Source organism: Pseudomonas sp. 8_5_2, from assembly GCF_059295255.1.
This window is the reverse complement of record NZ_CM181238.1, coordinates 5,858,558-5,879,917: the sequence shown is the minus strand read 5'-3', so window position 1 is coordinate 5,879,917 and position 21,360 is coordinate 5,858,558. Positions and strand designations below refer to the sequence as shown.

The window sequence follows — 21,360 nt, the reverse complement described above, 5'->3', positions numbered from 1 at the left end:
AACCCCATAATGTCCAAGAAAATTCACGTAACCGACACGATCCTGCGCGACGCCCACCAGTCCCTGCTGGCTACCCGCATGCGTACCGAAGACATGCTCCCGATCTGCGAAAAGCTCGACAAGGTCGGCTACTGGTCGCTGGAAGTCTGGGGCGGCGCCACCTTCGATGCCTGCGTGCGCTTCCTCAAGGAAGACCCATGGGAGCGCCTGCGCAAACTGCGCGCGGCGCTGCCCAACACCCGCCTGCAAATGCTGCTGCGCGGCCAGAACCTGCTGGGCTACCGCCACTACAGCGACGACGTGGTCAAAGCCTTCGTTGCCAAGGCTGCGGTCAACGGCATCGATGTGTTCCGTATCTTCGACGCCATGAACGACGTGCGTAACCTGCGGGTAGCCATCGAGGCCGTCAAGGCTGCCGGCAAGCACGCCCAGGGCACCATCGCCTACACCACCAGCCCCGTGCACACAATCGACGCCTTCGTGAACCAGGCCAAGCAGATGGAAGCCATGGGTTGCGATTCGGTCGCGATCAAGGACATGGCCGGCCTGCTGACACCATTTGCCACTGGTGAACTGGTCAAGGCGCTGAAAGCCGAGCAATCGTTGCCGGTGTTCATCCACTCCCACGACACCGCCGGCCTGGCTGCCATGTGCCAGCTGAAAGCGGTGGAAAACGGTGCCGACCACATCGACACCGCTATCTCCAGCTTCGCCTGGGGCACCAGCCACCCGGGTACCGAGTCGATGGTTGCCGCGCTCAAGGGCAGCGAGTTCGACACCGGCCTGGACCTGGAGCTGCTGCAGGAAATCGGCTTGTACTTCTATGCCGTGCGCAAGAAGTACCACCAGTTCGAAAGTGAATTCACCACTGTCGACACCCGTGTGCAGGTCAACCAGGTGCCGGGCGGGATGATTTCCAACCTGGCCAACCAGCTCAAGGAGCAGGGCGCCCTCAACCGCATGAACGAAGTGCTGGCTGAGATCCCGCGCGTTCGCGAAGACCTCGGCTTCCCGCCGCTGGTTACCCCCACTTCGCAGATCGTCGGTACCCAGGCGTTCTTCAACGTGCTGGCGGGCGAGCGCTACAAGACCATCACCAACGAGGTGAAGCTGTACCTGCAAGGCGGTTACGGCAAGGCTCCTGGCGTGGTCAGTGAACAGCTGCGTCGTCAGGCGATCGGCAGCGAAGAAGTGATCGATGTGCGCCCGGCCGACCTGCTGAAGCCGGAAATGACCAAGTTGCGCGGCGATATCGGCGCCTTGGCCCGTTGTGAAGAGGATGTGCTGACCTACGCCATGTTCCCTGACATTGGCCGCAAGTTCCTCGAAGAACGCGAAGCCGGCACCCTCACCCCGGAAGCCCTGCTGCCGATTCCGGAAGCTGGCGCGGTGGCTGCCCCGGGCGGTGAAGGCGTGCCGACCGAATTCGTCATCGACGTGCACGGCGAAACCTATCGCGTCGACATCACCGGTGTGGGCGTGAAGGCCGAAGGCAAGCGTCACTTCTACCTGTCGATCGACGGCATGCCGGAGGAAGTGGTGTTCGAGCCACTCAACGAATTCGTCGGCGGCGGCGGCAGCAAGCGCAAGCAGGCCAGCGCCCCGGGCCATGTGACCACCAACATGCCAGGCAACATCGTCGATGTCCTGGTCAAGGAAGGCGACTCGGTCAAGGCCGGCCAGGCCGTGCTGATTACCGAAGCCATGAAGATGGAGACCGAAGTGCAGGCAGCCATTGCCGGCAAGGTTGTGGCCATCCACGTGGCCAAGGGCGACCGTGTGACGCCGGGTGAGATCCTGATCGAGATCGAGGGCTGACAGAAGCCTTCATCTACAAGCGGTTTACCTCTGGGGAGCGAATGCTCCCCTTTTTTTTCGTGCTGATGCATTTTATTGCAGATTTGATACTGATGGTTGGTTTACATCTGCATTAAAATGCAGAAATTTTCCCGGATGCAGTGATGAATCACCCGGCGATTGCGCTGGGCAAGCTTGAGCGCCGAATGGCGGAGTGGGGGTTGGCATGACGGTTTCCATCGACGCCCGCGGGCTGCTGATCGATGGCGTGCGCGAAGGTATCGCCGAGGGGAGCCTTGAGTTGGGGGCAGCCGTGCGACGGCTACGCGTGGAGGTGGCGAAAATGCAGCAGACTCAGTTCGCGCGGATGTGCAAGGTTTCAGTGCGTACGCTGATTCAGATCGAGCAGGGGGATGGTAACCCCACGCTCAAGTCATTGAACGCTGTATTCAAGCCATTCGGTTTACAGATGGGCGTGGTCAGGCGCGCCACCAAGGTCAGGTAGTATCTTCATACGGATCACAGGCCTGCTGGCCCGTGATCCGTGGTCAATATCAGCCTATCCGGCATGCCTCAAGGGTGTGTACCTGACCTTCAGGCCGCTGGTTGGCATCGCTCAACCACCGCTCGAACCCTGCCGCCACCTGCGGCCACTCATCATCGGTAATCGAATACCACGCCGTATCGCGGTTATGGTCCTTGACCACCAGGTGCTTGCGGAACACGCCCTCGAACTCGAAGCCAAACCGCTCCGCCGCCCGCTTGGAGCGGGCGTTGGCGTTGTTGCACTTCCATTCCAGCCGGCGGTTACCCAGTTCGAAACCCAGCTTGCCCAGCAGGTACACCGCCTCGGTGCCCTTGGGCGTACGTTGCATGGCGGCGCCGAAGGCGATGTGGCCGATTTCGATGCGGCCATGGTCGGGCACAATCGACATCAGGCTGAGAATGCCCTGGGCCTGGCCGGTGGCGCGGTCCATGACGGTATAGAACAGCGGGTCGAGGCCGGCGGCATTGCCTTCCAGCCAGCGGTCGAAGGCGCCACGCTCGGCGAATGGGCCATAGGGCAGGTAGTCCCACAGCACAGGGTCGGATGCCGGCCCCTGCAGCGCCTCCCAGAGGTCGTCGCCATGGCGCACAGGGTCGAGCTTTTCCAGGCGAATGAAGCGGCCCTCGATGGGCTCGGCTCGAGGTACGGCAGCGGGTTTCCAGTGCAATGCGTCAGTCATGTTCGGCTTACAACCCTTTGCGGAATTGGATGAAGCCCGATCGCTCGGCAACCTGCTGATACAGGCTGATGGCGGTGGCGTTGGTCTCGTGGGTCAGCCAGTGCACCTTGATGCAACTGTCGGCCTTGGCAGTGGCGTAGACGTGCTCGATCAGCTGGCGGCCGATACCCAGGCCGCGCTGCGTCTCGTCCACGTACAGGTCCTGCAGGTAGCAGGAATTCTCGATGCTCCAGTTGGAACGATGGTAGATGAAGTTGACCATCCCCACCGCCTTGCCATCCACCCAGGCCAGGGTCGAATGGGTTGGTTCGTTCGGGTCGAGCAGGCGTTGCCAGGTGCTCAGGCTGACCTCATCGGCCAGCTCGGTTGCATAGAAATGCAGGTAGGCCTGCCACAAGCCGAGCCAGGCAGCATGGTCTTGGGCGGTAACGGGGCGCAGGGTAACGCTGGGCATGGGGCTATTCCTTCAGAGCTGGCGCATGTGCGCCGCGAGTTGGTTGTCCAGTGGATCGGGGCTGGCGCCGAGGCCTTCGCGTACACCGGCGATGTCTTGCCCGGCGCGGTTCTGGCTGAGCTTGCGTGCACCTTGCAGGCGGGTGATGGGCAGGCGGATGCCGACGATGGCGCGAAGCATGCCGTCAATATAATCAGCAGGGGCGTCGGTGACGCTCCACGGGGCGCTGCGGCCTTGTTCGTGGCGATCGGTCAGGCGGCTGACGATAGCCAGCAGCGGCGCGGCATCATGGATCACTTCGGCCGGGCCATAGGCGTGCACGGCCAGGTAGTTCCAGGTTGGCACCACTTTGGGGTTCTCGGCCTTGCTCGGATAGTAGCCGGGGCTGACGTAGGCATCGGCACCGGGGAACACCAGCAGGGCTTCGCCACCCTGCGCCAGGTCCTGCCACTGGCGGTTGGCCCGCGCCAGGTGGGCATAGACGGTGCCGTATTCGCCTTCGGCGGTGTCGACCAGCACCGGCAGGTGGGTGGCCAGCAGGCCCTGTTCGCCTTGGCTGACCAGAACCGCCAGGCGGGTGTCCAGCATGTGCTGGTGCAGGCGACCGAGGTCGTGTTCCTGGTGCGGCTTGCTGTTGTACATGTGTCGAGTCCCTTGTCCAATGGCTCTATCCTAGGCAGGCTATTGGTTCTGGGTAAGAGCCATTACTGCCTGTTTTGATAGGTCCAATGCCATGAGCGAGCGCCCCCTCATACTGCCTTTCGACCCTGCCGGGATTGCCTTGGATCGCCGCCGCGGGCTAAGCCAGCAGTTGTACCAGGCGCTGCGTGCGCGGGTACTGGACGGGCGGCTGAGCAGCGGCACGCGGCTGCCGGCCAGCCGGGACCTGGCCGCGATGCTGGCGCTGTCACGCAACAGCGTGGTGCGTGCCTATGACCAGCTGTATGCCGAGGGGTACATTGAAAGCCGGGTAGGTGACGGCACTTACGTCAGCCGCCTGCCGAAACTATCCACACAACTATCCACAGGGTTATCCCTGGGTTTATCAACAGGGTTATCCACATTTAACCCGAAAAATACTGAGTATTTATCCAGCAATAGACGCATCAGCGAGCCATTGCAGCGTCTGAAAAATCATCATTTACCTCCGCCAAAAAGCGCTGCCCCGCGTGCTTTTCGCGTCGGCATCCCCGCGTTCGACCTGTTCCCGTTCGATGTCTGGGCCAAGCTGCAGGCGGGTTTCTGGCGTAATCCGTCACCAGCGCAGCTGGGCTACGGTGACCCGGCAGGTGAGCCTGCGTTGCGCGAGCTGATCGCGGCTTACCTGCGCCGTTCGCGGGGGCTGAGCTGCACGGCTGAGCAAATTGTGATCACCAGTGGCGCGCAGCAGGCCATCAGCCTTTGTGCACAGCTGCTGCTGCAGCCTGGCGACGGGGTGGCTGTGGAAAACCCAGGCTACCGCGCGGCCGGACACGCCTTTGCGCTGGTCGGTGGCAAGTTGCATGGCGTGGCGGTGGACGAAGACGGCATGGACTGTCGCCAGCTCGCGCAGCTTGAAGATTGCCGGCTGGCCTATGTCACGCCGGCCCACCAGTATCCGACCGGGGTCACCATGAGTCTGGCGCGCCGTCTTCAGTTGCTGGCATGGGCCGAGCAAAGCGATGGCTGGATTATCGAAGACGACTACGATGGCGAGTACCGTTACAGCGGCGCTCCCTTGGCCCCGCTGGCGGCTCTCGACCGACATGGGCGTGTTTTATATGTTGGCACCTTCGGCAAGATCGCCTTCCCGGCGTTGCGACTGGGCTATCTGGTGTTGCCGCCGCGCCTGGTGCAGGCATTCAGCCAGGGCAAAGCGCTGGCGGTGCGGCATTCGGAGGTCAGCAGCCAGTGTGTAATGGCCGAGTTCATGGCCAGGGGGCACTTCCAGAGGCATATCCGCCGTATGCGCAAGGCGGCGTTGAGCCGGCGCAATGTGCTCAAGGCGGGTTGGCCTGAGGATATTCCGGGGTTGGGCGGCATGCCGGAAGTGGCGGCCGGGCTACATGTAAAGGTTGATGTGGATAACTTTGCGCGGGAGCAGGAGTTGGTGGCCCAGGCGGAAGCGATGGGGGTGGAGGTGACGCCGCTGAGCAATTTCTGGTTGGCGAACAGCGATGTGCCTGTGGATAAGCGCGCGGGGCTGGTGCTCGGGTTTGCCGCGGTACCGGAGGGGGAAATTGCCGAGGCCATGATGAAATTGCGCAAGGCTTGGCGGCCTCTTCGCGGGTGAACCCGCTCCCACAGGTACTGCGCCGGCCTCAGACGCGACGCAGATCCTGTGGGAGCGTGTTCACCGGCGAAGATCCAACTCAGGTCCCGGATTTGATCCGCGTCCAAGCCCGAGTCCTGGCCCGCTCTGCATCCCGCGCCAAAGGCTTGAGGGTATAAAGCTTGGCCATCGCCTCTGCCGTCGGATACAGGTTGGGGTTGTTGCGAATCGCCGGGCTCACCTTGTCGGTCGCATCCTTGTTGGGGTTCGGATACCCGACAAAGTCGCTGATCGGCGCAATCACCTCGGGCCGCAGCAGGTAATTGATGAATTCATGGGCATCTTCCGGGTTGGCCGCGTTCTTCGGAATCGCCAGCATGTCGAACCAGATCGGTGCACCTTCCTTTGGCAGGCGCATATCGACTACCACGCCATTCTTGGCTTCGCGGGCACGGTTGGCGGCCTGGGAGAAGCTGCCGCTGTAGCCCACCGCTACACAAATATCGCCATTGGCGATGTCTGCCATGTACTTGGAAGAGTGGAAGTAGGTGATATGCGGGCGAATCTTCAGCATCAACGCCTCGGCTTGCTTGTAGTCTGCCGGTTTGTCGCTGTTGGGCGGCAAGCCCAGGTACTGCAAAGCCAGTGGCAGAATCTCCGAGGGTGAGTCGAGCAGTGCCACACCGCATTGCTTGAGCTTGGCGATGTTCTCTTCCTTGAAGATCAGGTCCCAGCTGTCCACCGGGGCGTTGTCGCCGAGCGCAGCCTTGACCTTGGCCGGGTTGAAGCCGATCAGCACGGTGCCATACATGTAGGGCACCGCAAATTTGTTGCCGGGGTCGTTGGCCTCGATCAGCTTCATCAGTGCCGGGTCCAGGTGTTGCCAGTTGGGCAGCTTGCTGCGGTCCAGCGGCTGGAACACCCCGGCTTCGATCTGCTTGGCCAGGAACACGTTGGACGGCACCACCACGTCATAACCGGAGTTGCCGGTCAGCAGCTTGGCTTCCAGCGCTTCGTTGGTGTCGAAGATGTCGTACACCAGCTTGACGCCGCTGTCCTTCTTGAAGTCGGTCAAGGTCTGCGGGGTGATGTAATCGAACCAGTTATATACACGCAGGGTGCGCTGCTCGGCCTGAGCGTGCAGGGCACCGGTGAACAGGGTGGCAGCGATGAACGGGGTGAGCAGACGCTTGAGTCGGACCATTACCGGGCTCCTGGCTGGGCGCGCTGGAAACCGTCCAGCACATTGACCGCGTTGATACCGATTTCTTCCACAGCGTAGCCGCCTTCCATCACGAACAGGGTCGGCTTGCCGAGCTCGGCGATGCGCTTGCCCATTTCCAGGTAGTCCGGGCTGTCCAGCTTGAATTGCGAGATCGGGTCGTCCTTGAAGGTGTCCACGCCCAGCGAGATCACCAGCACGTCGGCGTCATAGCTGGCGATGCGTTGGCAGGCTTGCTCCAGCGCAGCGCTCCAGGCCGCCCAGTCGCTGCCAGCGGGCAAGGGGTAGTTGATGTTGAAACCTTCGCCGGCGCCTTCGCCTGTCTCGTCGGCGTAGCCCAGGAAAAACGGGAACTCGGCCTGCGGGTCGCCATGGATCGAGGCGAAAAACACGTCGTTGCGCTGGTAGAAGATGTCTTGGGTGCCGTTGCCGTGGTGATAGTCGACGTCGAGGATGGCGACCTTGTTCCGGCCCTGGTCGAGGAAGGCCTGGGCGGCGATGGCGGCGTTGTTCAGGTAGCAGTAGCCGCCCATGACTTCGCCAGCGGCGTGGTGCCCTGGCGGGCGGCACAGGGCGAAGGCCGAATGCGCGCCTTGCTCGATGGCCGCCTGGGCAGTGAGGGCTACCTGAGCAGCGCTGTAGGCGGCCCGCCAGGTACCGGCGGTGATCGGCGCGCCGGCATCGAAGCTGTAATAGCCCAGTTCACCGTGCAGGCCGGTAGGTTTTACCTGGCGCAGGGTGCGTGCTGGCCAGGTGAACGGCAACAGGTCGCCCTCGTGGCCGAGTGCGGCCCAGCGTGTCCAGGCGCCTTCGAAGAAGTCCAGATAATCTGCGCTGTGGACCCGCAACAAGGGCGAGCGGCCAAAGTCGGTGGGGCCCTGGATATCACCAAGGTTGCGCTGTTTCACCTGCTCCAGCACATGGTCGGCGCGCGAAGGCATTTCGAAACAGGGCATCAGCTTGCCGTCGATCAGCTCGCAGCGGCCGTGGTGCAGGCGATGGTCATCGGAATAGATCGTCAGCATTGTTGTTCTCCGGTGGGTACTGGCGTGGGCCCATTGTCATGTGCCGGTCAGTTATGGAGAACGACGCAAACGGCCAAAAGGGGATCGATGTGGCCAAGCGCTGTGGCCGGATTGTTGTTGACCTGTACTGGCCTCTTCGCGGGTGAACCCGCTCCCACACGGTTTGGTGCCGCACCCAAGGCTGGTGCAATACCTGTGGGAGCGGGTTCACCCGCGAAGGGGCGGGGCAGGTCAACCGCGGAAGTGGCTGGGTGCCACACCACTCCAGCGCTGGAAGGCATGCCGGAAACTGGCCGTCTCGCTGAACCCCAAAGTCTCGGCAATCCGGTAGATCGGCATCTGCTCATCGGCCAGCAACTGCTTGGCCCGCTCGAACCTCAGTTCATCCAGCAGCTGTTGATAACTGCTGCCCAATGCCTGCAAATGCCGCCGCAGCGTGCGGGAAGAACAATTCATCTGCCGCGCCAACCCTTCCAGCCCAGGTGCGGCGTCCAGTTGCTGCGCCAGCAATTGACGAATACGCCCCAGCCAGGCCTGGCGGCCGGTGAACTCAAGGTTCAGCCGCCGGCAACGTTCGCTCATGGCCTTGTGGGTAATCGGGTCGGCCAGTGGCAGCGGCATGTCCAGCCAGCGCCGCTCGAAGGCGAAGGCATTGTCCTCTGCGTCGAAACCGATCGCGCACTGGAATGCACCGTCATAAAGCGCGTGGTAGCCGGGCCGCGCGTGTTCGAAACGCGCACCCAGCAGCGGCAGCGGGCAGCCAAGCAGGTCGTCGCAGATGATTTTCAGCGACACCAGGCAGAATTCGGCGTTGAAAGCGCCAAGCGCTGCGCTGTCGTGGTAATCGCTGGCGCTGAACCAGACGCGCTGGCCATCGTCGAGCAAGCGCAGCTTGAAAACTGTTCCCAGCAGTGCCGGATACTGCAGCGCCAGGCGCAGGGCGTCACCCAAAGTGGCACTGGAGAGCAGGGCGTAACCGAGCATGCCATAGCACGACACATGCATGCGCCGACCCAGCTCCAGGCCGATGTCCTCGCGCCGGGCCACGGCGTTGGCGCACACCTGCAGCTCTTGCTGGGTGGTGATGCGCGCATCGGCGTGGCCAAGGTCTGCCGGGCCTATGCCGCTGCCGGCCAGCAGCGCCGAAGCTTCGCAACCGTCTGCCTGGAAGACGTTGAGGATCAGCGAAACTGCGTTGAGTGTGGTCAGGTGGCTGTGCAGCATGCTGGGTAATCCCGTTGGACTGGGATGCATTATGGAGCAAGTTGTGTGCCGATACCCGGGGCTGGCAAGCGGCCACAAATTCATCAGGCAAAAAAAGGCCCGAGGCATAGGCTCGGGCCTTGAAAGGTTGAGAGGTGTCTAGTCCCTTAACCTGGTGAGACTGTTTGCAGCAGCCTGGTTACGCCTTCAGCGGAACCAGACGTGGAGCGATCATGTTTTCCGGACGCAGGATGTCGTTGAGCATCGCTTCGTCCAGCAGCTGTTCCTCGCGCACCAGTTCCAGCACGCCGCGGCCGGTTTCCAGGGCGACACGGGCGATACGGGTGGCGTTTTCGTAGCCGATGTACGGGTTCAGGGCGGTGACCAGGCCGATCGAGTGCTCGACCAGTTCACGGCAGCGCTGTTCGTTGGCAGTGATGCCGACGATGCAGTGCTCGCGCAGCATGTCCATGGCGCGTTGCAGCAGGCGGATCGAGTCGAAGATCTTGTAGGCGATCAGCGGCTCCATCACGTTCAGCTGCAGCTGGCCACCCTCGGCGGCGACGGTCAGGGCCAGGTCGTTGCCCATGATGGCGAAGGCCACCTGGTTGACGGCTTCCGGAATAACCGGGTTGACCTTGCCTGGCATGATCGAGCTACCTGGCTGACGCGCTGGCAGGTTGATCTCGTTGATGCCGGTGCGCGGGCCGCTGGACAGCAGGCGCAGGTCGTTGCAGATCTTCGACAGCTTGACCGCGGTACGCTTGAGCATGCCGGAGAACAGCACGAAAGCGCCCATGTCGGAGGTGGCTTCGATCAGGTCGGCAGCCGGTACCAGCGGCTGGCCGCTGATGAGTGCCAAGCGCTGTACGGCGAGCATCTGGTAACCCGGGTCGGCGTTGATACCGGTACCGATGGCAGTACCACCCAGGTTGATTTCGGTCAGCAGCTCAGGCGCCAGCGAACGCAGACGGTTGAGGTCTTCGGTCATGGTGGTGGCGAAGGCGCGGAATTCCTGGCCCAGGGTCATCGGCACGGCGTCCTGCAGCTGGGTACGGCCCATCTTCAGTACGTGGTCGAATTCCTTACCCTTGGCAGCGAAGGCCTGGATCAGGCTGTCGAGGCTGGCCAGCAGGGCGTCATGGCCCAGCAGCAGGCCCAGGCGGATGGCCGTCGGGTAGGCGTCGTTGGTCGACTGTGCCATGTTCACATCGTTGTTCGGGTGCAAGTACTGGTACTCACCCTTCTGGTGGCCCATGGCCTCCAGCGCGATGTTGGCGATGACTTCGTTGGCGTTCATGTTGGTGGAAGTACCGGCACCACCCTGGATCATGTCGACCACGAACTGCTCGTGATAGTCGCCTTTGATCAGTCGCCCGCAAGCAGCGCTGATGGCAGCATGCTTGGCATCGCTCAAGTGCCCCAGCTCTCGGTTGGCATCAGCAGCAGCCTGCTTGACCATCGCCAGGCCGACTACCAGTTTCGGGTAGTGCGACAGCGGAACGCCGGAGAGGTGGAAGTTGTTGGCAGCGCGCAGGGTCTGGATGCCGTAGTAGGCATCGGCAGGAACTTCAAGGGTACCCAACAGATCTTTTTCGACGCGGAACGATGCAGCGGAAGACATGATGTATATCATCTCGATTTTGACCCGGCACATGCCGGAATGGCGCTAATCCTAGGCCTTAAGGTGATTTTGCGGCCAATGCTGTTGCACGCTAACCTATGCGTAAACGGCATACTGTTTCATGTGACGCCAATTGACATTCGAGCGTGTTCCATTTTGGTGCATGCCAGGAGATGTGCTTCGTGAACCTTGAAAGCAAATGGCTGGAAGACTTCAGCGCGCTGGCCGCCACCCGCAGTTTTTCCCAGGCGGCAGAGCGGCGTTTCGTGACCCAGCCGGCCTTCAGCCGGCGCATTCGCAGCCTTGAAGCAGCCTTGGGCCTGCAACTGGTCAATCGTTCCCGCACACCGATCGAACTGACTGAGGCCGGCCAGCTGTTTCTCGTCACTGCGCGTACCGTTGTCGACCAGTTGAGCGAAATTCTCCGTCATTTGCACCATCTGGAAGGCGGGCAGGGCGAGGTAGTGCAAGTAGCAGCCGCTCACTCCCTGGCATCGGGCTTTTTCCCGCGCTGGGTCGCCCAGTTGCGCAACGATGGGTTGAACATTGCCACGCGCCTGGTTGCGACTAACGTCGGGGATGCCGTGCATGCATTGCGCGAAGGTGGCTGCGACCTGATGCTGGCTTTCTATGATCCCGACGCCGCCCTGCAGATGGACGCCGAGATCTTCCCTTCGTTACACATGGGCACCACTGAAATGTTGCCGGTGTGCACGCCGGATGCCGACGGCAAGCCCATGTTCGATCTTGAAGGCGATGCCAGCGTGCCGCTGCTGGCCTACAGCGCCGGCGCGTTCCTCGGGCGTTCGGTGAGCTTGCTGCTGCGCCAGCGCAACCTGCGCTATACCACCGTCTACGAGACGGCGATGGCCGACAGCCTCAAGAGTATGGCGCTGGAAGGAATGGGCATCGCCTGGGTGCCGCGCCTGTCGATGCGGGGCGAACTGCAGCGCGGGGAATTGGTGATCTGCGGGGGGAGCCAGTGGCACGTGCCATTGGAAATCCGCCTGTACCGCTGTGCACTCGTGCGCAAGGCGAATGTGCGCCTGTTGTGGCGCAAGCTGGAGTCGGCCGGCAACCCGGGCGAGGTATCAGTTTGAGGGGGCGAATTTTCTGAAGCAGCCGGGTTGGTGAGCAGCAGGAAAAGTTGTCCCGCGAGACAGCTTGCCCTTTGATCCGGCATGTGCTTGTGGGGGTGGGCGGCCCGCCTTTAAATACGCTACAATCCCGCGCCTTCGGCCGACCTGGTCGATTCAGAATCCGTATGACAAGCCACGCCGGCCCACCTGCGTGGCTTGTTGCTTTTAGCGCGCCCGAAGGCGCTTGCAGGAGAGGCTCGACGATGAGTGCACTGGTTGGCGTGATCATGGGCTCCAAGTCCGATTGGTCCACCCTTAGCCACACCGCCGATATGCTGGAAAAACTCGGCATTCCCTACGAAGTGAAGGTGGTTTCCGCCCACCGCACCCCGGACTTGCTGTTCCAGTATGCCGAGGAGGCCGAAGGCCGTGGTATCGAGGTGATCATCGCCGGTGCCGGTGGCGCAGCCCACTTGCCAGGCATGTGCGCCGCCAAGACTCACCTGCCGGTGCTGGGTGTGCCGGTGCAATCGTCGATGCTGTCGGGTGTCGATTCGCTGCTGTCGATCGTGCAGATGCCAGCCGGCGTGCCGGTAGCCACCCTGGCCATCGGCCGTGCCGGTGCCATCAACGCTGCGCTGCTGTCGGCCAGCATCCTGGGCGCCAAGTACCCGCAGTACCACGCGGCGCTCAAGCAGTTCCGCACAGAACAGACCGACACCGTTCTGGATAACCCAGACCCGCGCCAGGCTTGAGGCTCAACCCATGAAGATCGGTGTAATCGGTGGCGGCCAGCTGGGCCGCATGCTGGCCCTGGCGGGTACCCCGCTGGGCATGAACTTCGCTTTCCTCGACCCCGCGCCGGACGCCTGCGCTGCAGCACTGGGCGAGCACCTGCGGGCCGACTACGGCGACCAGGACCACCTGCGTCAGCTGGCCGACGAAGTCGACCTGGTCACTTTCGAGTTCGAAAGCGTCCCGGCCGAGACCGTGGCCTTCCTCTCGCAGTTCGTGCCGGTGTACCCCAGCGCCGAGGCGCTGCGCATCGCCCGCGACCGCCTGTTCGAAAAAAGCATGTTCCGCGACCTGGGTATCCCTACCCCGGCCTTCGCCGACATTCTCTCGCAGGCAGACCTGGACGCCGCAGTGGCCAGTATCGGCCTGCCTGCCGTACTGAAGACCCGCACTCTGGGTTACGACGGCAAGGGCCAGAAAGTGCTGCGCACGCCTGAAGACGTGGTGGGCACTTTCGCCGAGCTGGGCAGCGTGCCATGCCTGCTGGAAGGCTTCGTGCCATTCACTGGCGAAGTATCGCTGGTGGCGGTGCGTGGCCGTGACGGCGAAACGCGCTTCTACCCGCTGGTGCACAACACCCACGACAGCGGCATCCTGCGGCTGTCGGTGGCCAGCCAGGCACACCCGCTGCAAGCGCTGGCCGAAGACTACGTCGGCCGCGTACTGCAGAAGCTGGATTACGTTGGCGTGATGGCCTTCGAGTTCTTCGAAGTCGACGGTGGCCTGAAGGCCAACGAAATTGCTCCACGCGTGCACAACTCCGGGCACTGGACCATCGAAGGCGCCGAGTGCAGCCAGTTCGAGAACCACCTGCGCGCCGTCGCCGGCCTGCCACTGGGCTCGACTGCCAAGGTTGGCGAGAGCGCGATGCTCAACTTCATCGGTGAAGTGCCGGCTGTGGACAAAGTGGTCGCCATCGATGACTGCCACCTGCACCACTACGGCAAGGCCTTCAAGGCCGGCCGCAAGGTTGGTCATGCCACCCTGCGCTGCCATGACATGGCCACCCTCGAGCGCAAGATTGCCGAAGTAGAGGCTCTGATCAGCAACTGATCGAACTTCTGGCAACGGCTGGCCCTCTGAGATGGCAACAAGCCAAAGCGCTGTCTAGGCTTTGGCTTGTTTCATCTTCACTGCAGAGGGATTGCCATGGGCATCATCGGAACCATCTTCATCGGTCTCATCGTCGGCCTGCTGGCCCGTTTCGTCAAACCGGGCGACGACAGCATGGGCTGGATCATGACCATCCTGCTGGGTATTGCCGGCTCGCTGCTGGCCACTTATGGCGGCCAGGCGCTGGGCATTTACCAGGCCGGGCAGGCGGCGGGCTTCTTCGGGGCGCTGGTCGGTGCCGTCGTGCTGCTGGTGATCTACGGATTCATCAAGAAACGCTGAATACTGGTTAGAATGCCCGGCAATTCATTCGAGTTGCCGAGCATTTCCATGCGTGCCTTTTTCCTCGTCCCCCTGCTGTTGGCCAGTACCCTGGCCCATGCCGAACTGCCCGAAACCGACTGGCTGGAGCTGATGCCCAAGTCGGACCAGAGAGCGCTTGAGCAAATGCCCGAAATCGACCATGACTCGCCAGAGGCCATGGGCACCTTTACCGACAAGGGCGGACTGAAACAGAGCAAGGGCCTGCCGGCGGTGATGTATTCGACCAAGACCGTGGCGGCCATGAACGGCAAGGACATTCGCCTGGGCGGCTACCCGGTGCCGCTGGAGAGCGATGCCAAGGGCAACAGCACGCTGTTTTTCCTGGTGCCGTACCCGGGCGCGTGCATTCACGTACCGCCACCGCCACCGAACCAGCTGGTGCTGGTGCGTTACCCGACAGGGCTGAGGATTGACGATATCTACACCCCGCTGTGGGTCAGCGGCAAGCTGAAGGTGGAGCAGGTCAGCAATGACCTGGCCGATGCGGCGTATGCGCTGGATGCGGGGAAAGTGAGGGTGGTGGAGGACGCCGACCTCTGATTGCCAGTACCGGCCTCATCGCCGGCAAGCCAGCTCCCACAGCTTGTGGGAGCTGGCTTGCCGGCGATGAGGCCCGAGCTGGCAACACACCTCTCAGATCATTTCACAGCCAATCTTTACCCCCAGCGAGTGGCTGGCCCCGGGCTTCAAGTCCACCAGGTCGTCCCACACATTCGCGGTCTCGATGCACAGCATCCGCTGCCAGCCATCATCAGCCATGTCCGGCAGTTCCCTGGCCCGCTCGGTCCACGGGTTCCAGATCACCGCCGAGCGCGACCCGCTACTGGTCAGGGTAATCCGCCGGTTCCAGTGCGGATCGACAATGCTCAGTGTTTGCGGGGTAGCGAGGTAGATCCGGTCTGTCTCCCCGGAAAACGTCAATGCCGCCTGCTGCTGGCGCTGTTGCCAGTCGGCAAGGGTCTCGATATAGCTCAGCCCCTCGACCCCTTCGACCCGCGCCTGGCGTACGTCGCTGACCGCGAAGTAGCTATGCAGGGCCTGGCTGATGGTCACGGGAGTATTGCCCATGTTGCGGCTGGTCAGGCTCAGTTTCAGGTCATCACCCAGGACCACGGCCAGCTTCAGCTCGACATCGTGAGGCCAGCCTGGCAAGTCACCCTGCGCGTCGGGCAGTTCAAATTCGATGCGCAGGCCGTCAGCCGCTTCCTCGACGCCCAGCAACAGCCAGTCACGGGTGCGTGCAAGCCCATGAGCAGGTGCCTGCTCGCCTCGGTACATGGCCTGTACGGCCTCGGGGTTGCGCTGCAGGTTGCCGAACCACGGCCAGCACACTGGCACGCCAGCGCGTACCGACTTGCCCTTGTCGAAGATGGCCTGGTCGCTCAGCCACAGCAGTGGTGGTTCGCCCACCCGCTGGTAGCTGAGGATCTGCGCGCCCTGCTGGGCGATCAGGAGTTCGGCGCGGTCGCTGCTGATACGCCAGCAGTTGAGTCCGCCATGTTGCTCGGTATCGACCTTGAAAGTAGCCATTGCGTTCTTCTCATTGATTGCCAGTGGGCCTTGGACCCGGGCACATGCAATGAGTTTACCGCCGGCGTGGCTCAGCGACGAGGCACGGAGCGGGTACGGCCACTGCCGTCGATGGCAACGAACACGAATACCGCTTCGGTCACCTTGCGCCATTCGCTGGACAGCGGGTCGTCACTCCACACTTCGACCATCATCTGGATCGAGCTGCGGCCGATTTCCAGGGTCTGGGTATAGAACGACAGCTGCGCGCCCACGGCGACCGGTACCAGGAAGGCCATGCGGTCGATGGCCACGGTGGCCACGCGGCCTCCAGCCACACGACTGGCCATGGCAGTGCCGGCGAGGTCCATCTGGGCAACCAGCCAGCCGCCGAAGATATCGCCAAAGCCGTTGGTTTCACGTGGGAGTGCGGTGATCTGCAAGGCCAGGTCGCCTTGCGGGATTGGATCTTCTTGTTCGAGCTCAATCATGCGATGGGGCCTCTGACCCGTGACGCTTTTCGTTGGTGTGGCGCAAGGCCGGGTAAACGATTCAGCTTGAAACATACTACGCCGATTTCGTTTCACTTGGCGGCCGTAGGGAGACTCTGCGAAACCGCCTGACATAAAGACCGGCGTTTTCGCACAACATCCCACACTAGCAATAACCTTTTCCTACGAATTGCCAGTATATAGAGCATAACGGCCAGCGACGACCGCGCATTCATGAATATCTGTCTGGTTTTTGTATCGCTTTCGGCGCGGCTCGGCAATTTGCTATCTTCGCTGCACTACCAATCCAGAAGCCGCGTGCCAAGCGGCCTGCATGCCCTACCAAGAGAACAACGAGCGATGACTTCCGTGCCGAGCAGTATCGAGCAGCCCTCGCGGCCGCTGACCCGCAGTGACTACAAGACCCTCTCGCTGTCCGCCCTGGGTGGCGCGCTGGAGTTCTACGACTTCATCATCTTCGTGTTCTTCGCCACCGTGGTCGGCAAGTTGTTCTTCCCGGCGGACATGCCGGAATGGCTGCGCCTGATGCAAACCTTCGGCATCTTTGCCGCCGGCTACCTGGCGCGGCCGCTGGGCGGCATCATCATGGCGCACTTCGGTGACCTGCTCGGGCGCAAGAAGATGTTTACCCTGAGCATCTTCATGATGGCCCTGCCGACGTTGATCATGGGCCTGCTCCCCACCTATGCGCAGATCGGCATGTGGGCGCCGATCCTGTTGCTGCTGATGCGGGTTATCCAGGGTGCTGCGATTGGTGGCGAGGTGCCGGGCGCCTGGGTGTTCGTGTCCGAACACGTACCGGCGCGCAATACCGGCTACGCGTGCGGCACCCTCACGGCCGGCCTGACTGCAGGCATCCTGCTCGGTTCGCTGGTGGCGACCCTGATCAACAGCGTCTACAGCGTGGAAGAGGTGGCCGATTACGCCTGGCGCATCCCGTTCCTGCTCGGTGGGATGTTCGGCCTGTTCTCGGTGTACTTGCGCCGCTGGCTGCATGAGACCCCGGTGTTCGCCGAGATGCAGCAGCGCAAGGCGCTGGCCGAAGAGCTGCCTTTGCGCGCGGTGCTGCGTGACCACCGTGGACCGATCATCCTGTCGATGCTGCTGACCTGGATGCTGTCGGCCGGCATCGTGGTGGTCATCCTGATGACCCCGGCGTTGCTGCAGAGCTTCTACCACATCAGTCCCACCGACTCGCTCAAGGCCAACAGCCTGGCCATCGTGCTGCTCAGCGTCGGCTGCATCGGCGCCGGCAGCCTGGCCGACCGCTTTGGCGCGGGGCGAGTGTTCGTGATCGGCAGCCTGCTGCTGCTGGTCAGCTCATGGAGCTTCTACCACAGCCTGCCGACCCGGCCCGACCTGTTGTTCCCGCTGTATGCGGTGACCGGCCTGTGCGTGGGCGTGATCGGCGCGGTGCCCTACGTGATGGTCAAGGCGTTCCCGGCGGCGGTGCGCTTCAGCGGGCTTTCGTTCTCGTACAACGTGGCCTACGCCATCTTTGGCGGGCTGACGCCGATGGTGGTGACGGCGCTGCTGAAGGTGAGCCCGATGGCGCCGGCCTACTATGTAGCAGGCTTGTGTGCGGTTGGCCTGGCTGTCGGCCTGTACCTGCTCGCCAATAAGCGCTGATCTGCTTGGAATAGGCCAGAACTGAATTCGGTGATGGCCTTTCATCCATTTGTCACAATTAGGTCATATCGTGTTCATGCGGCCTGCCGATACTTGGGCCCGTTCCATCCAACACCCCAATATTCCTGCTAGGAGCAAGGCATGAAACTGAAGCGTTTGATGGCGGCCCTTACCTTCGCCGCCGCGGGCGTAGCTACCGCCAACGCGGTAGCCGCCGTCGATCCGTCGATCCCGACCTACACCAAGACCACCGGTGTTTCGGGCAACCTCTCCAGCGTAGGCTCCGACACCCTGGCGAACCTGATGACGCTGTGGGCCGAGGCGTACAAGAAGGAATATCCGAACGTAAACATCCAGATCCAGGCGGCTGGCTCCTCCACCGCGCCACCCGCGCTGACTGAAGGCACCGCCAACATCGGCCCGATGAGCCGCAAGATGAAGGATGTCGAGCTGCAGGCCTTCGAGCAGAAGTACGGCTACAAGCCAACTGCCATTCCGGTTGCTGTCGACGCCCTGGCCGTGTTCGTGCACAAGGACAACCCGATCAAGGGCCTGACCATGGCCCAGGTCGACGCCATCTTCTCCTCCACCCGCCTGTGCGGTGGCAAGGCCGAGATGAAGACCTGGGGCGACGTCGGTGTGACCGGCGATCTGGCCAACAAGCCTATCCAGTTGTTCGGCCGCAACTCGGTATCGGGCACCTACGGCTACTTCAAGGAAGAAGCCCTGTGCAAAGGCGACTTCAAGCCTAACGTCAACGAACAGCCTGGCTCGGCTTCGGTGGTGCAGTCGATCAGCTCGTCGCTGAACGGCATCGGCTACTCGGGTATCGGCTACAAGACCGCCAGCGTCAAGACCGTAGCCCTGGCCAAGAAAGAAGGCGGCGAGTTCGTTGAAGACAACGAAGCCAACGCCCTGAACGGCAGCTACCCGCTGTCGCGCTTCCTGTACGTGTACGTCAACAAGGCCCCGAACAAGCCTCTGGCCCCGCTGGAAGCCGAGTTCGTCAAGCTGGTGCTGTCGCAAGCTGGCCAGCAGGTCGTGGTCAAGGATGGCTACATTCCACTGCCGGCCAAAGTGGTCGACAAGACCCTGGCTGACCTGGGCCTGTCCCACGCCGGTAACGTCGCAAAGAAGTAAGTAACTGAGGAGGAGGCCGGCGCAGCTGCCCGGCCTCGTCCACGAATTTCCAGTCCGACGCCCAGGTATCCTGAGCGGCGGGCTTTCGTGCGTCACCACTTTGTAATGTTTTTGTCACACGGGACCGCTAGGGTGTGCGCATGAATGATCTGGCCAACTCCACCATGACTCAAAACTCCCAGCCCGTGCGCATTGATTTCAATACGCCCGAGTTGCAACGCAAGCGCCGCATGCGCGCACTGAAGGATCGCCTGACCCGCTGGTACGTACTGGTGGGCGGGCTTGCCGTGTTGGCGGCAATCACCCTGATCTTCTTCTACCTGGCCTACGTTGTGCTGCCACTGTTCCAGGGCGCCGAGCTGACCAGCAAGAAGGCCCTGGAGCCGACCTGGCTGCAGCAGGATACCGGCAAGCCGCTGATGATCGCGCTTGAAGAGCAGAACCTGGTGGGCATGCGCGTTTCGGACAAGGGCCAGGCATTGTTTTTCGACACCAAGACCGGTAGCGAGCTCAAGCGTGTCGATTTGGCGGTACCGGCAGATACCCAGGTTACATCGATCAGTACCGATGTGCCGGGCAGCCCGCTGGTGGTGCTGGGCTTGTCCAATGGTCAGGCGCTGGTGTTCCACCACACCTACAAGATCACCTACCCGGACAACAAGAAAACCATCACTCCCGGCATCGATTACCCCTACGGCGAGCAGCCGTTCGTGCTCGACGAGCAGGGCCGTGGGCTGGAGCACGTCACCGTCAACGTCAACAATGACACCCTGCTGCTGGCCGGCTCCACCGGCGCGCACTTGCAGGTGATGGAGCTGACCCGCACGGAAAACATGATGACCGGAGAGGTCACCACCGAGCAGAACCGCATCGTCTTGCCGCAGATGACCGAAGCGGTGAAGAACATCTTCATCGACCCGCGCCAGCAGTGGCTGTACGTAATCAACGGCCGCGCTACCGCGGACGTGTTCAGCCTGCGCGACAAGAGCCTCAATGGCCGCTACAAGTTGTCTGAAAGCGCTGACACCGAAATCACCGCCACGGCTCAGCTGGTGGGCGGCATCTCACTGATCATCGGCGACTCCAAAGGTGGCCTGGCCCAATGGTTCATGGCCCGTGATCCGGACGGCGAGTCGCGTTTCAAGCAGATCCGCACCTTCCAGATGGACAAGGCACCGATTGTGCAGATTGATGCCGAAGAGCGCCGCAAGGGCTTCATCGCCCTGGACGCCGAGGGCAATCTGGGCGTGTTCCACAGCACCGCACACCGCACCCTGCTGGTCGAGCCGGTGGCCGATGGCCCGGGCATCCTGGCCCTGTCGCCGCGGGCCAACCGCATCATCATCGAGCAAGGCGGCAAGCTGCTGCCCTTGAGCCTGCGCAACCCGCACCCTGAAGTATCCTTCAGCGCGCTGTGGGGCAAGGTCTGGTACGAGAACTACGACGAGCCCAAGTACGTCTGGCAATCGACCGCCTCGAACACCGACTTCGAACCCAAGCTCAGCCTGTCGCCGCTGACCTTCGGCACCCTGAAGGCCGCGTTCTACGCAATGATCCTGGCTGCGCCGCTGGCCATTGCCGCGGCCATCTACACCGCCTATTTCATGGCCCCCGGCATGCGCCGCAAGGTCAAGCCGGTGATCGAGCTGATGGAAGCGATGCCAACGGTGATCCTCGGCTTCTTCGCCGGCCTGTTCCTGGCCCCGTACCTTGAGGGCCACCTGCCAGGTGTGTTCAGCCTGTTCCTGCTGATGCCGCTCGGCATCCTGCTGGCCGGCTTCACCTGGAGCCGCCTGCCCGAGTCGATCCGCCTGCGGGTGCCGGATGGCTGGGAAGCGGCGATCCTGATCCCGGTCATCCTGTTCACCGGCTGGTTCGCGCTGACCATGAGCCCGCACATGGAAAGCTGGTTCTTCGGCGGCGACATGCGCTTGTGGATTACCAACGACCTGGGGATCACCTATGACCAACGCAACGCCCTGGTCGTGGGTATCGCCATGGGTTTCGCGGTCATCCCCAACATCTACTCGATTGCCGAAGACGCCGTGTTCAGCGTGCCGCGCAGCCTTACTCTCGGTTCGCTGGCGCTGGGGGCAACGCCTTGGCAGACCCTGACCCGCGTGGTCATCCTCACTGCCAGCCCGGGCATCTTCTCGGCGCTGATGATCGGCATGGGCCGTGCGGTGGGCGAGACCATGATCGTGCTGATGGCCACCGGCAATACCCCGGTGATGGAGATGAACCTGTTCGAGGGCATGCGCACCCTGGCCGCCAACGTGGCCGTGGAAATGCCCGAATCGGAAGTTGGCGGCAGCCACTATCGCGTGCTGTTCCTGGCCGCCCTGGTGCTGCTGATGTTCACCTTCGTCATGAACACCTTGGCCGAGCTGATTCGCCAGCGTCTGCGCAAGAAATACTCGTCGCTTTGATAGAAAGGTAGCGATCCGTGAAAAAGGA

General features: G+C 62.3%; 20 protein-coding genes. 11 read left to right on the top strand and 9 right to left on the bottom strand.

What is annotated here, in order from left to right:
• The first annotated feature begins 9 nt into the window (after window positions 1–9).
• Together oadA and AC5O5R_RS26870 are read left to right on the top strand one after the other, a co-directional pair.
• On the top strand, window positions 10–1,818 hold the full coding sequence (gene oadA / locus AC5O5R_RS26875; RefSeq protein ID WP_172225986.1) for a sodium-extruding oxaloacetate decarboxylase subunit alpha: 1,809 nt from the start codon (window positions 10–12) through the stop codon (window positions 1,816–1,818).
• 205 nt (window positions 1,819–2,023) lie between these two features.
• Window positions 2,024–2,302 carry a helix-turn-helix transcriptional regulator gene (locus AC5O5R_RS26870; RefSeq protein ID WP_172226018.1) on the top strand — a complete coding sequence of 93 codons (279 nt, stop codon included), beginning with the start codon at window positions 2,024–2,026 and terminating at the stop codon, window positions 2,300–2,302.
• Between the two features lie 49 nt (window positions 2,303–2,351).
• Here AC5O5R_RS26870 and AC5O5R_RS26865 read toward each other — a convergent pair whose 3' ends face one another.
• From AC5O5R_RS26865 to AC5O5R_RS26855, 3 genes are read right to left on the bottom strand one after another with little or no spacing between them, the layout of a single operon-like run.
• Window positions 2,352–3,023, bottom strand: a complete 672-nt coding sequence (locus tag AC5O5R_RS26865) for a GNAT family N-acetyltransferase (protein WP_494514872.1) — start codon at window positions 3,021–3,023, stop codon at window positions 2,352–2,354.
• Between the two features lie 7 nt (window positions 3,024–3,030).
• A complete protein-coding gene (locus AC5O5R_RS26860; protein ID WP_172225992.1) occupies window positions 3,031–3,477 on the bottom strand; it encodes a GNAT family N-acetyltransferase in 447 nt (148 codons plus the stop codon).
• A 12-nt stretch (window positions 3,478–3,489) separates the two neighbouring features.
• Entirely contained in the window at window positions 3,490–4,119 is a 630-nt protein-coding gene (locus AC5O5R_RS26855; RefSeq protein WP_172225995.1) for an FMN-binding negative transcriptional regulator, read from the bottom strand.
• Window positions 4,120–4,210: 91 nt separating this feature from the next.
• On the opposite strand from AC5O5R_RS26855, the gene pdxR reads away from it, so the two are divergent.
• Window positions 4,211–5,749 (top strand): MocR-like pyridoxine biosynthesis transcription factor PdxR, encoded by a 1,539-nt coding sequence (gene pdxR, locus AC5O5R_RS26850; protein WP_494514871.1) that lies wholly within the window; start codon window positions 4,211–4,213, stop codon window positions 5,747–5,749.
• Between the two features lie 79 nt (window positions 5,750–5,828).
• Here the strand turns inward: pdxR and AC5O5R_RS26845 are convergent, their stop codons facing one another.
• The 4 genes from AC5O5R_RS26845 to aspA form a co-directional block, all read right to left on the bottom strand.
• Window positions 5,829–6,932: a polyamine ABC transporter substrate-binding protein gene (locus tag AC5O5R_RS26845; RefSeq protein ID WP_172226000.1), complete on the bottom strand. Its 1,104-nt coding sequence runs from the start codon at window positions 6,930–6,932 to the stop codon at window positions 5,829–5,831.
• Window positions 6,932–7,975, bottom strand: a complete 1,044-nt coding sequence (locus AC5O5R_RS26840; RefSeq protein ID WP_494514870.1) for a histone deacetylase family protein — start codon at window positions 7,973–7,975, stop codon at window positions 6,932–6,934. The genes AC5O5R_RS26845 and AC5O5R_RS26840 overlap by 1 nt, the downstream gene beginning before the upstream one ends.
• 231 nt (window positions 7,976–8,206) lie before the next feature.
• Complete coding sequence (locus tag AC5O5R_RS26835; protein WP_172226006.1) at window positions 8,207–9,199, bottom strand: AraC family transcriptional regulator; 993 nt, start codon at window positions 9,197–9,199, stop codon at window positions 8,207–8,209.
• 178 nt (window positions 9,200–9,377) lie between these two features.
• Window positions 9,378–10,802 (bottom strand): aspartate ammonia-lyase, encoded by a 1,425-nt coding sequence (aspA, locus tag AC5O5R_RS26830; protein WP_172226009.1) that lies wholly within the window; start codon window positions 10,800–10,802, stop codon window positions 9,378–9,380.
• A gap of 182 nt (window positions 10,803–10,984) precedes the next feature.
• Here aspA and AC5O5R_RS26825 point away from each other — a divergent pair, with 182 nt between their 5' ends.
• The 5 genes from AC5O5R_RS26825 to AC5O5R_RS26805 all read left to right on the top strand — a co-directional run bounded on the left by AC5O5R_RS26825 (window position 10,985) and on the right by AC5O5R_RS26805 (window position 14,653).
• Window positions 10,985–11,902: a LysR substrate-binding domain-containing protein gene (locus tag AC5O5R_RS26825; protein ID WP_172226012.1), complete on the top strand. Its 918-nt coding sequence runs from the start codon at window positions 10,985–10,987 to the stop codon at window positions 11,900–11,902.
• Window positions 11,903–12,144: 242 nt separating this feature from the next.
• A complete protein-coding gene (gene purE / locus AC5O5R_RS26820) occupies window positions 12,145–12,636 on the top strand; it encodes a 5-(carboxyamino)imidazole ribonucleotide mutase (protein ID WP_016489856.1) in 492 nt (163 codons plus the stop codon).
• Window positions 12,637–12,646: 10 nt separating this feature from the next.
• Window positions 12,647–13,729, top strand: a complete 1,083-nt coding sequence (locus tag AC5O5R_RS26815; protein ID WP_172233169.1) for a 5-(carboxyamino)imidazole ribonucleotide synthase — start codon at window positions 12,647–12,649, stop codon at window positions 13,727–13,729.
• A gap of 96 nt (window positions 13,730–13,825) precedes the next feature.
• Window positions 13,826–14,071 carry a GlsB/YeaQ/YmgE family stress response membrane protein gene (locus tag AC5O5R_RS26810; protein WP_172233172.1) on the top strand — a complete coding sequence of 82 codons (246 nt, stop codon included), beginning with the start codon at window positions 13,826–13,828 and terminating at the stop codon, window positions 14,069–14,071.
• Window positions 14,072–14,119: 48 nt separating this feature from the next.
• Entirely contained in the window at window positions 14,120–14,653 is a 534-nt protein-coding gene (locus tag AC5O5R_RS26805) for a DUF3299 domain-containing protein (RefSeq protein WP_494514869.1), read from the top strand.
• A gap of 93 nt (window positions 14,654–14,746) precedes the next feature.
• On the opposite strand, the gene AC5O5R_RS26800 is transcribed toward AC5O5R_RS26805, so the two are convergent.
• Window positions 14,747–15,643, bottom strand: a complete 897-nt coding sequence (locus tag AC5O5R_RS26800; RefSeq protein WP_172229200.1) for a D-hexose-6-phosphate mutarotase — start codon at window positions 15,641–15,643, stop codon at window positions 14,747–14,749.
• Between the two features lie 71 nt (window positions 15,644–15,714).
• A complete protein-coding gene (locus AC5O5R_RS26795) occupies window positions 15,715–16,113 on the bottom strand; it encodes an acyl-CoA thioesterase (protein ID WP_003253317.1) in 399 nt (132 codons plus the stop codon).
• A gap of 360 nt (window positions 16,114–16,473) precedes the next feature.
• On the opposite strand from AC5O5R_RS26795, the gene AC5O5R_RS26790 reads away from it, so the two are divergent.
• The 3 genes from AC5O5R_RS26790 to AC5O5R_RS26780 all read left to right on the top strand — a co-directional run bounded on the left by AC5O5R_RS26790 (window position 16,474) and on the right by AC5O5R_RS26780 (window position 21,332).
• Complete coding sequence (locus AC5O5R_RS26790) at window positions 16,474–17,763, top strand: MFS transporter (protein WP_494514868.1); 1,290 nt, start codon at window positions 16,474–16,476, stop codon at window positions 17,761–17,763.
• Window positions 17,764–17,904: 141 nt separating this feature from the next.
• On the top strand, window positions 17,905–18,903 hold the full coding sequence (locus AC5O5R_RS26785) for a phosphate ABC transporter substrate-binding protein PstS (protein WP_172229196.1): 999 nt from the start codon (window positions 17,905–17,907) through the stop codon (window positions 18,901–18,903).
• Between the two features lie 140 nt (window positions 18,904–19,043).
• On the top strand, window positions 19,044–21,332 hold the full coding sequence (locus tag AC5O5R_RS26780; RefSeq protein ID WP_494514867.1) for an ABC transporter permease subunit: 2,289 nt from the start codon (window positions 19,044–19,046) through the stop codon (window positions 21,330–21,332).
• Window positions 21,333–21,360: the final 28 nt, after the last annotated feature.